Source organism: Mycolicibacterium arseniciresistens (assembly GCF_030519285.1).
Lineage (GTDB): Bacteria > Actinomycetota > Actinomycetes > Mycobacteriales > Mycobacteriaceae > Mycobacterium > Mycobacterium arseniciresistens.
Map to the genome: position 1 here is coordinate 1 of NZ_JAUMSQ010000178.1, position 10814 is coordinate 10814.

Below are 10814 nucleotides of genomic sequence, written 5' to 3' on the forward strand. Positions count from 1 at the left end.
CCTGCTGGCCGACGCGCGGGCAGGCGACGGACCCGGCGGGGCGTCGGTGTCCGCGGTCGCCGAGGCCATCTCCACCGCGCTGGCCTTCCCCACCGGCGACCGCGTCGCCAGCACCAACGAACTCGCGGCCACACTGGCCGCCGCCCGCGGCGGCGACGACAGCGGCCTGCGCGACCTGATCACCCGGGCCGAGGATCTGCGCCAGACCGACGGCCAGTTCGTCAACTCCTGCAGCGACGCCCTCAACCGGCCGACGCCCGACCGGGTCCGCGAACTCGTGGTGGCGTGGGGCAAGCTCTACCCGCAGTTCGGCGCCGTCGGCGCGCTCGACCTCGTCACCTGCCTCAACTGGCCGAGCGGATCGGCGCCCGAGGAGCCCAAGGACCTCAAGGTGCCGGTGCTGCTGCTCGGCGTGCAGAACGACCCGATCGTCGGCAACGAAGGCGTCGCCGCCGTCGCCGCCACGGTCATCAACGCCGGCACCAACAGCAAGCGGGTGATGTGGCAGGGCATCGGCCACGGCGCCTCGATCTACTCGCCGTGCGCGCTGGCGCCCGTCGTCGGCTACCTCGACAAGGGCACGCCGCCGGAGACCGACACGTACTGCCCGGCCTGATCCGCCGGTCCGCGGCACCCGAGCGCCGGTGTAAGTTTCCGCTCGTGCCGTTCACCGCCTCGATCCTGAACGCCTTCCGGCCCCGCACCTCGCCGCCGAGCGCCGCGACCGTGCTGCGGTCAGCGCTCTGGCCACTCGCGATCATGTCGATCATCCACCGCAGCTACGTGCTGGGCACCAACGGCTACATCACCGATGATTTCGGCCCCGTCTACCGCGCAGTGGTCAACTTCAAAATGGGCTGGGACATCTACAACGAGAACTTCGGCCACGTCGACCCGCACTACTTGTACCCGCCGGGCGGCACCCTGCTGCTGGCGCCGTTCGGCTACCTGCCCGTGGACGCGGCGCGCTACTGGTACATCACCGTCAACGTCGTCGCATTCCTGATCGCCGCCTACCTTCTGCTCCGGATCTTCGACTACACGTTGTCCTCGGTGGCCGCGCCGGCGCTCCTGCTGGCCATGTTCTGCACCGAATCCGTCACCAACACCCTGGTCTTCACCAACATCAACGGCTGCATGCTGCTCGGCGGCGTGCTGTTCTTCCGATTCCTGCTCAAGGGCGGGCGCAACGCCGAACTGCTGGCGGGTGCGGCGATCGGCTTGACGATAGTGGTCAAGCCATCGCTGGTACCGCTGCTGCTGATTCCCCTGCTGAACCGGCAGTTCTACACGTTCGTCACCGCGATCGGGGTCCCACTGCTGGCCAACGCGGTGGCCTGGCCGCTGGTCAGCGACCCCATGAACTTCGTGCGCAACACCGTGCCGTACTTCCTGTCCACCCGCGACTACTTCAATTCATCGATCCTCGGCAACGGCATCTATTACGGCCTGCCGATGTGGCTGATCCTGTTGCTGCGCATCGGCTTCGGGCTGATCGCCGCGGCCAGCCTGTACCTGCTGTACCGCTACTACCGCGAGCGGGACCCGCTGTTCTGGATGCTCACGTCATCCGGGGTACTGCTGACCGCGTCGTTCCTGGTGCTGTCGCTGGGCCAGGGCTACTACTCGACGATGCTGTTCCCGTTCCTGATGACGGTGGTGCTGCGCAATTCGGTGCTGCACAACTGGCCGGCGTGGCTGGCGGTCTACGGCTTCATGACGATGGACCGCTGGCTGCTCGGGCACTGGCCGACGACCGGCCGGTTCCTGGAGTACATGAAGATCACCTACGGCTGGTCGCTGATGCTCGTGGTGGTGTTCGCCGTGCTGTACTTCCGCTACCTCGACGCCAAGGACGACGGCCGCCTCGACGAGGGCATCGACCCGCCGTGGCTGAGAAAGGTCGTGCCCGGCACGCCGTCGAAACCCGAGGCGCCGGCGATCAGCTGACGATCGGCACCCGGACTACGCGATTCCGTCGCTGGAAGTCCCCGGTCTCGTACGATTGAGCTGGTCGTGGGGAGGCCACGGGGAGGCGACGGATATGCCCGCAATGCCGGTCGGTCCTCAGTGCATCACCCCCGCCTGGCTCAGCGACGTCCTCGAGGCGGATGTCCGGGGCTGTGACGTCGAGCAGATCGCGATCGGTGTCGGACTGCTCGGCCGGCTGTTCCGGGTCCGCCTCGACGGTGCGCCCGACCTGCCGGCCTCGGTGGTGGTGAAACTTCCCACGCTCGACCAGCAGGCGCGGTCGGCACTGTGTGAGGATCTGGAGTTCTACCTGCGCGAGGTCACGTTCTACCGGGAGATCGGCCTCGCCAATCCGTTGCCCCCTGCGCGTCCGTACTTCGCCGCCATCGACGAGGCGACACACGACTTCGTGCTCGTCCTCGATGATCTCTCGCGCCTCCGCAGGGCCGACCAGACCATCGGATGCACCGCGGAGGACGCGGAGGCGGTGATCGACGGCATCGCCTCGCACCACGCCCACTGGTGGGACAACGAGCGGCTCCGATCGCTGCCCTGGTTGCAGACGTACAGCACTCCCGCGTTCGCCGCCATCGCCATTGGGAACTACGAGGCCGGCTGGCCGGTCGCGCTCGACCGCGTCGGGTCCGGCCTGTCCCCCGCCGTGCGCCGCTTCGGCGAGCGGCTGCCCTCGCTGATGCCGTGGCTGCTCGCCGAATTCGCCCGTCCGCCCATGACGTTCCTGCACGGAGACCTGCGGCTCGACCAGTTGTTCTTCGCCGTCACGGCCGACGACCCACCGGTCACGGCGCTGGACTGGCAGATCACCGCCAAGGGCCGCGGGGCCTACGACGTCGCCTACTTCATCACCCAGAGCCTGGCGACCGACGTTCGGCGCGGCTGCGAGGACGGACTCGTCGGGCACTACGCCGAATGCCTCGCCGAGCGCGGGATCGACTATCCGGTAGAAGAATTGCGGCGCGACTACCGGCTCACCACCGCATCGTGCTTCCTGTACCCCATCATCGCCGCAGGCCGGATCGACATCGCGAACGACCGCCAACTCGAGCTGCTGCGGTGCATGCTCGACCGCGCAGCCGCCGCCGTCGAGGACCACGACTGCTTGGCGCTGAGGCCGGACTGACCATGGCCGGAAACCGCCGCACCTGTCCGTCCTGCGCCACGACCAACGAGGCGGACGCCCGCTTCTGCGAGGGATGCGGCGGATCGCTCGCGCGCACCTGTGCCGCATGCGGTCTGGAGGCGACCGCGACGGCGAGGTTCTGCCGAGGATGCGGAACACCGCTCGACACCGCGGAGCTTCCCGCAGCGGACCCACCCGCCCAAGCCGCCCGCAAGACCGTGACCGTCATGTTCGCCGACCTGGCCGGGTCGACCGCCTTCGAGGAACGGGTCGACGCCGAGACGGCGCGCGACGTCATGAGCCGGTACCACCACCTGCTGCGCCAGACCGCGCAGCGACACCGCGCCGGCGTCACCAAGTACATCGGCGACGGATTCATGGCGGTGTGGGGCGTTCCAGGGATCCGCCCCGACGACGCCGCCGACGCCGTCGAAGCCGCGGTCGAGCTGCAGGAGCGCTTCGTCGAGCTCGCCGCCTTCGTCGCCACAGCCCACGGCACCGAGCTCGCGCTGCGGGTGGCGGTGAACACCGGTGAGGTCGTCGTCGGCGCCGGCGATGCGGACCTGGTGGGCGACGCCCTCAACGTCGGGGCGCGGCTCGAGGCGGAATGCCCGCTCGGCCTCGTCGTGGTCGGTGAGGAGACGTGGCGGGCCACCCGCGGCAGGTACGCGTATGAATCCCTCGGTCACGTCCAGGTCAAGGGCCGCACCGCGCCGGTGGCGGTGCACCGGTGGCTCGGCCACCGGTCGGCCCCCGACGCCACGCCCTTCGTCGGCCGCACCGAGGAGGTCCGGACGCTGCAGGCGGTGCTCGACGACGCAGTCACTTCGCGGGCGGTCAGACTGGTGACCGTCATCGGCGACCCCGGCGTCGGAAAGAGCCGCCTGGCAGCCGAATTCGCCGCGGCTGCGCCCGACGTCCGGGTGATCGAATCCCGGTGCGACGTCGAGGGAACCGTCGCGCTGGCGCCGATCATCGAGGTGCTGCGGGCGCGTGATCTCGAAAACTCGCTTCCGGCCGGGGTTTCCGAACGTGAGAGGCTGCTGCGTGATCTGAACGGCCTGGCCGCCGGTGTCCCCGGGTCGGTCGAGGAGACGTTCTGGGCGCTGCGCCGATTCATCGAGGTACTCGCCTCGGACGGGCCTCTGCTGCTCGTCGTCGACGACATCCACTGGGCCGACACATTGCTACTGGACTTCGTCGAGCATCTGGTGGAGTGGGTGCAGGACGTCGCGGTTGTCGTGATGGCGCTGGCGCGGCCCGAACTCCGCGAGGTCCGGCCCGAGCTCGTCACCGTCAGCCGGTGGGTGTCGGCGGCACTGCCGCTCGGTGGCCTCGACGCCGAAGCGACCGCCGAACTCGCGGCCAAGGTGCTCGACGCCGACCGACTGCCCGCCGAGCTGATCCGTCGCCTGCCGTCGTCGACCGGAGGCAACCCACTGTTCGTGCGCGAGCTGATCGCGATGCTGGCTCACGACGGCGTGCTGGTCTCCGAGCCGGCCGGCTGGCGCCTCACCATCGACGTCGATGCCATCACCGTCCCGCCGACCATTCAGGCGCTTCTCGCCTCCCGGCTGGAACGGCTCAGTGCCACCGATCGGCGCGTACTCGAGGTCGCCGCTGTCATCGGCAGCGACTTCTCGGTGGGAGCCGTCTGCACGCTGGTGGGCAGCGACACGGCGCGAATCACCACCTCGCTCAGCCGCCTTCGCCGGCTCGAGCTGGCCCAACCCAGCGGAGCCTATGTCGGCGACGAACCCGTGTGGCGGTTCCACCATGCGCTCATCCGCGACGTCGCCTACCGCAGACTGCTGAAATCCGATCGAGCCGACCTTCACGAGCGGCTGGCCGACTGGGTCGCATCGGGAGAGCCGAGCGGCGCCTTCGATTCCGACGAGATGATCGCCCGCCACCTCGAGGCCGCCTGTGCGTACCGCAACGAGCTCGGCACACCCGACGAGCAGTCGGAAGCGCTTGCGCTGCGGTCCGCCCGCCACTACGCCGCGTCGGCGCGCCGCGCCCTCGACCGGGACGAACTGCTGTCCGCGGGCAATCAGGCCGCCCGCGGTGCGGCTTTGGCCCGCACCGACCACACGGTGCTGGCAGACCTGCTGCTCATCGGTTGTGAGGCGTTCCTCTCCGCGGGTGACGTGGCGGCCGGCGCCCCGCTCGTCGACGACCTCGACCGGATCGCCGATCAGGCGCTCGCACCGTGGGCCATCTGCTACCGCAGTCAGTTCGTCGTCTACACCGACCCGGACCGGCTGCCGGACGTGGACTCCCGATTGCAGTCCGCCATCGATGAATTCGGCCGGCGCGGCGAATCAGCCGGGCTGGCCAAGGCCCACCGGGTGCGAGCCGGCGCCCGCGCGCGGCTCGGCCGGATCGGCGACTGCGAAGCCGACCTCTTCGAAGCGCTGATCGCCGCTCGCCACAGCGGCGATCACCGGCAGATCACCGCCGCGCTCGGCGCGGCTCCCGCAGCGGCGCTCTGGGGTCCGAGTCCCCTGCCCAAAGCCGGCGGCCGGTGCCTCGACGTGGTGCGGATGCAGCGGATGACGACGGCCGCCCCCTCGCTCGAGGCCACCTCGCTGCGCTGCCTGGCGTTGCTGGAACTGCTGAGGGGCCGCCCGGAAAAGGCGCGTTCGATGCTGGCCGATGCGCGCCAGGTTGTCGCCGACCTCGGTCTGCGGCACGGGCTGATGGAGATCGAACTGTTCGCGGGCATCATCGAATCGATGGAGGGCGATGCGGTCGCCGCCGAGCCGCACTTCCGCAACGCCCTGGAGGGGCTGGACGCGCTGGGGGTCGGCGCGGATGCGGGCCTGGCCGCGGCACTTCTGGCACGGTCGGTACTCGCACAGGGCCGGATCGACGAAGCCGACCGGTACGCCACCGAGAGCGAGCGCCTCGCCGGACACAACTTGAAGACGGCGATCGCCTGGCGTGCGGTGCGGGCGGAGATCCACGCCGCACGAGGCGGTTTCGGCGAGGCCGCCGCCATGGCCCGCGACGCGGTCGCCGTCGCCGAGGGAACCGATCTGGTGCTCGATCACGCCGACGCCTGCCTCGCGCTGAGCCGGGTGCTCGTCGCGGCGGGAGATACGCTCGGCGCCAGGGCCGCTCGCGAGAACGCCGACCGGCTCTACGCCGCGAAGGACGTCGCGAGCTCCGTCGGCCGGGTGGCCGAGGCGGATGAGCCGATGGCTTCGGCTCCGACCCACACGGCACGAGCGCCCGCGTCCTCGCGCATGGAAGTCGACAACCGGTCCTGCGATTACTTTCCGACATTCACGCGTGCCGTACAGGCGCGCGACGTCGAGGGCACCCTCGACTGGTATTCGGATCGCTTCGTGTACGACGACCGCCGGCGGCTCGCGGGCGATCCCGTCGTCGGGCGTGATGCCATGCGAGCGGCGATCGAGCGCATTTTCACCCAGTACTGCCGATTCGACATCCGCGTGCTGGCCGTGCGTGGTGAACGCCTGCACCTGGCATGGACTTGCTGGGCCGATGACGATGGGAACGAGACCACCTCGTTCTATGTGAACGAGACCGGCGACGACGGTCGGCTCACCTATCACGCCCGCTTCGACGAGGACGACTTCCTCGACGCCTATCGGGTACTCGAAGATCGCTACTACACCGGAGAGGGTGCGGCATTCGCCGAAGGCGGCATCGTCTCGACCCAGTGGCTCATCGCCATCAACGAGGGTGATTTCGACCGGGCGTTCGTCGAGCTCACCGGCCCGCAGATGCGCGTCGAGAACCGGTCACGAGCGCTCTTCCCCGATCGCTCCACCGGCGAGTTCCGCGCGACCATGGAGGGGCTGGACGCGATCGTCAGCACCACGCGCACGTGGCTCCCCGCGATTCACTGGGTGACACCGTACTGCGGCATCTTCCGGTTCGAACGGGAGGCGGTGGGACAAGACGGCGAGCAGTACACCTGGCACCGCCTGTGCGCGAACGAGATTCGCAACGGGCAGCTCGTGTCCATGTGCGAGTTCGAACTCGAGGACGAGGATGCCGCGTTCGCCTACGCCGCCGAGGTGGTGCGCGCGGCCGAGAGCCGACTCGCCGTCGAGAACGGCGCCGGCCGGACGTTCTACGCGCTACTGAATGCGGCTCGCGCAGGCGACCTGGACGCCATGTTCGACGGCTACTCGCACGCATTCGTATTCGACGACCGCAGGCGGCTCTGCGGCGATGAGCTCTCCGACGGCGCTGCACTGCGCGCAGCACAAAAACGCATCCTCGAGCAGTACAACCACTTCGAAGCGCGCACCCTCGCGGTGCGAGGCGAGCGCCTGCATCTCGGCTGGAGCCGCTGGTCGACCGACGCCGGGGACGAGACCACCTTCCTGCACGTGAACGAGATCGGCGACGACGGTCGGTTCGTCTACGAAGGCCGCTTCGACGAGGACGACTTCGACAACGCCTTCCGTGAACTCGAGGGACGCCACTACGCGGGCGAGGGCGCGAGTTTCGCCGAGGCCGGACGCGTCGGGACCGACATCACGACCGCGTTCAACACCCGTGACTTCGACCGGTTGTTCGGAGAGTTGACCACCTCGGACTTTCGCATCGAGAGCAGGACGCGATCGGTGTTCGGCGACCGCACTGCCTCGGGGCTTCGTGTGACGTACGAGGAGCTCTATGCGATGGTCGCGTCCGCGCGGATATGGCAGTCAGCCTTGTGCTGGGTGTCACCGACATGTTGCGTCGGCCGCAGCGAGCGCGAAGCCGTCGGACATGACGGTGAGCGCTACGCGTGGACGTGGTTGTACGTCTTCCAATTTCGCGGCGGCCGACTCGCGTCGATGTGCGAGTTCGCGGTGGAGGACGAGGAGGCGGCGTTCGCCTACGCCGAGGAGCGGATCCGCGCCACCGTCAGCCGGCTGGCCGTCGAGAACCGGGCAAGCCGGACAGCCCACGCCTATTGGACCGCGATGCGGGCGCACGACGCCCACGGCGCGATCGAGTGCTGCTCCGACCGTCTCGTCTACGAAGACCGGCGGTGCCTCAGTGGTGACCCCGTCCGCGGTGCCGACGCCTTCCGTGCGGCGTTCGAGCGCGTCCTCGACCAGTACAGCCACTTCGAGACGCGCACGCTCGCAGTGCGGGGCGAGCGTCTGCACATGGCCTGGAGCCGCTCCTCGAACGACGCGGGCTACGAGACCACCTGTCTGCATGTGAGCGAAATCGGGGAGGACGGCCGGTTCGTCTACGAAGGCCGTTTCGACGAGGACGATTTCGACGAGGCCTTCCGGGAGCTGGAAAAGCGTTATCACGCAGGTGAAGGCGCGGCGTTCACCGAAGCGGGGCTTGTCGCGACCGAGGTCACCATCTGCACCAATGGGGGGTATTTCGACCGGCTGTTCGACGAACTCACCACACCCGACTTCCACGTGGCGAGCGGCACGAGATCAGTTTTCGGCGATCGCTCCGCCGCCGAACTCCGTGCGACCTTCGAGGAGCTCTACGCGATGGTGGCGTCGGTGCGGACATGGTTCTCTGCGGCGTCCTGGTTGTCGCCGACGTGTTGCATCGGCCGCAACGAGCGAGAGGCCGTCGGCCATGACGGTGAGCGGTACGCGTGGGCCCGGCTCTACGTCTGCGAATTCCGCGGCGGCCGGCTCGCGTCGATGTGCGAGTTCCCGGTGGAGGACGAGGAAGCGGCGTTCGCGCATGCCGAGGCGCGATTGCGGGACAACGGCAGTCGCCTGCCCGTCACCAACCCGTCCTGTGACGTCGTGCTGGCGATGAACGAGGCGTTGCGCAAAAGCGACGTCGACGGCATCATGCGGCACTGCTCGGATCGGACCGCGTTCGACGACCGCCGGCGACTCAGCGGTGCCCCCATCCGGGGCGAGAGTGATTTCCGCGCCGCATTCGAACGACTCTGCGCACAGTACAACCGTTCCGAGATCCGCTTCCTGGCGGTGCGGGGTGAGACGCTCAACCTGCACTGGAGCCGGTGGTCGGATGACGCCGGGAACGAGAGTGTGCAGTTGCACGTCGTGGAGATCGACCAGGGCGGCCTCATCGCCTCCGAGAGCCGATTCGACGAGCAGGACTTCGACGCCGCCTACCGCGAACTCGAGCGACGCTACCTCGCAGGAGAAGGCGAGGAGTTCGCGGCCGCAGGCGCGGTGCAGACCGAATGGATCGTCGCGCTGAACACCCGCGATTACGATCGGCTGTTCGACGAGCTGACCGATTCGGAGATGCTGTTCGAGATCCGTTCCACCTCACCGTTTCCGGACCGGTCGGCGACGCAGCTCCGCACCAGCCTCGAGGAGTGGACGTCGTGGACCACGTCGATGCGAACGTGGCACTCGGCGTCGCTGTGGGTGTCGCCGACGTGTTGCATCAGCCGCAACGAGCGCGAGGGCCTCGGACGCGACGGCGAACAGTACTCGTGGACGCGCATCTACGTGTTCGACGTGCGGGATGGGCGATGCGCGGGTCTCTGCGAGTTCGAACTCGACGACGAGGCAGCGGCGTTCGCCTACGCCGAGGAACGCGCGCAGCGGCATCGCTGAGGACTGTCACCGGGTCGCGGTGAAGCGCATCGCCTGGCCGCGGTAGCGCGGTTCCACCTCCACCGACAACCCCTCGGCCCGGCAGGCGTCGCCGAGTTCGCGCGGGGTCAGCAGCCGGAAGGGTGACCGGTCGAGGCGGTGCAGCCACGTCGCCGCCGGGGTGCGCACCAGGTCGTAGCCCACGAACATGCCACCGGGACGCAGCACGCGGGCGATCTCACCGACCGCGGCCTCCCACTCGATGATGTGGTGCAGCATCAGGCAACTGACGACGGAGTCGAACGCGTCGTCTCCGAACGGCAGCGCGGTGGCGTCGGCGGGCACCGCCCGCGCCTCCGGGAACCGCTGCAGGCGGCGGCCCGCGGCGGCCACCATGACCGGATCGAGGTCACTGGCCGTCACCGCCGCGCCGGGCAGCGCCTGCTGCAGTGCCGCGGCGACCGCTCCGCTGCCGGAACCGATCTCGAGGACGTCGCGACCCAATCGGTCGACCTGCAGTGTGCCCACGATCGAATCGGTGCTGCGGCGCCACAGCGCCCCGCAGCAGAACGCCCGCTCGATCTTCGACATCACCGGCATGGGATCAGTCTCTGCCCGCAGGGCTACTCGCGCTTGAACGGATCCGTCCTGTTCTCCGCCAGCAGCCGCGCGACCTGGCTGGGCGAGATGCCCGCGAGTTCCCGGCACACGCGGTGGGCGTGGGCGCCGTCGGCGAACCCGGCCAGATGGGCCGCATCGGTGACCGACGCGCCGCGGTCCAGGTGAGGCAGCGCGCTCAGCAGCCGCGACCACCGGGCCATCGCCGAGAAGGACACGCCGGTCTGCCTGCGGAACAGCCTCCCGAGGTAGTCCGGTGACACGGCGACCGCTCGGGCGACGGCGACGAGATCGGCCCGGTCGGGCATGCTCGCCGACACCAGCTCGACAGCCCGGCTCAGCGCGGGGTGCACTGGCGAGACATCGGCCGGATCGACGCCCGCAGCGCGCAGCACCGCGCGCACCGCGATGTCCGCGGCACCCTGCAGATCGTCCGACCGGTGAACGCCTTCGATCAACTCCGCCAGGTCGTCGTCGAGCGGGGCCGTCCAGACGCCGGCGTCGCCGTCGCGGCGGCAGAGGCCGTTGAGCGCCGCGCCGGTGCGGCCCGCCGGGTT

The 10814-nt window shown here is 69.2% G+C and carries 6 protein-coding genes; 4 read left to right on the top strand and 2 right to left on the bottom strand.

The features are described from left to right. The 4 genes from Q2100_RS20255 to Q2100_RS20270 form a co-directional block, all read left to right on the top strand. Window positions 1–616: alpha/beta hydrolase (locus tag Q2100_RS20255; protein WP_302915502.1), on the top strand; the 616-nt coding region annotated here is incomplete at its 5' end. Between the two features lie 44 nt (window positions 617–660). After that, window positions 661–1950 (top strand): arabinofuranan 3-O-arabinosyltransferase, encoded by a 1290-nt coding sequence (gene aftC, locus Q2100_RS20260; RefSeq protein WP_302915503.1) that lies wholly within the window; start codon window positions 661–663, stop codon window positions 1948–1950. Between the two features lie 94 nt (window positions 1951–2044). Continuing rightward, entirely contained in the window at window positions 2045–3112 is a 1068-nt protein-coding gene (locus tag Q2100_RS20265; RefSeq protein ID WP_302915504.1) for a protein kinase family protein, read from the top strand. A 2-nt stretch (window positions 3113–3114) separates the two neighbouring features. Beyond that, complete coding sequence (locus Q2100_RS20270; protein ID WP_302915505.1) at window positions 3115–9660, top strand: nuclear transport factor 2 family protein; 6546 nt, start codon at window positions 3115–3117, stop codon at window positions 9658–9660. Between the two features lie 6 nt (window positions 9661–9666). Here the strand turns inward: Q2100_RS20270 and Q2100_RS20275 are convergent, their stop codons facing one another. Together Q2100_RS20275 and Q2100_RS20280 are read right to left on the bottom strand one after the other, a co-directional pair. Continuing rightward, window positions 9667–10239, bottom strand: a complete 573-nt coding sequence (locus tag Q2100_RS20275) for a class I SAM-dependent methyltransferase (protein WP_302915506.1) — start codon at window positions 10237–10239, stop codon at window positions 9667–9669. Between the two features lie 23 nt (window positions 10240–10262). Then, the coding region (locus Q2100_RS20280) for a helix-turn-helix domain-containing protein (protein ID WP_302915507.1) at window positions 10263–10814 on the bottom strand (552 nt) is incomplete at its 5' end.

Coding starts and splice junctions, on each gene's coding strand:
- Q2100_RS20275 (WP_302915506.1), bottom strand. CDS start 10,239: ATGCCGGTGATGTCGAAGATCGAGCGGGCGTTCTGCTGCGGGGCGCTG.
- Q2100_RS20265 (WP_302915504.1), top strand. CDS start 2,045: ATGCCCGCAATGCCGGTCGGTCCTCAGTGCATCACCCCCGCCTGGCTC.
- Q2100_RS20270 (WP_302915505.1), top strand. CDS start 3,115: ATGGCCGGAAACCGCCGCACCTGTCCGTCCTGCGCCACGACCAACGAG.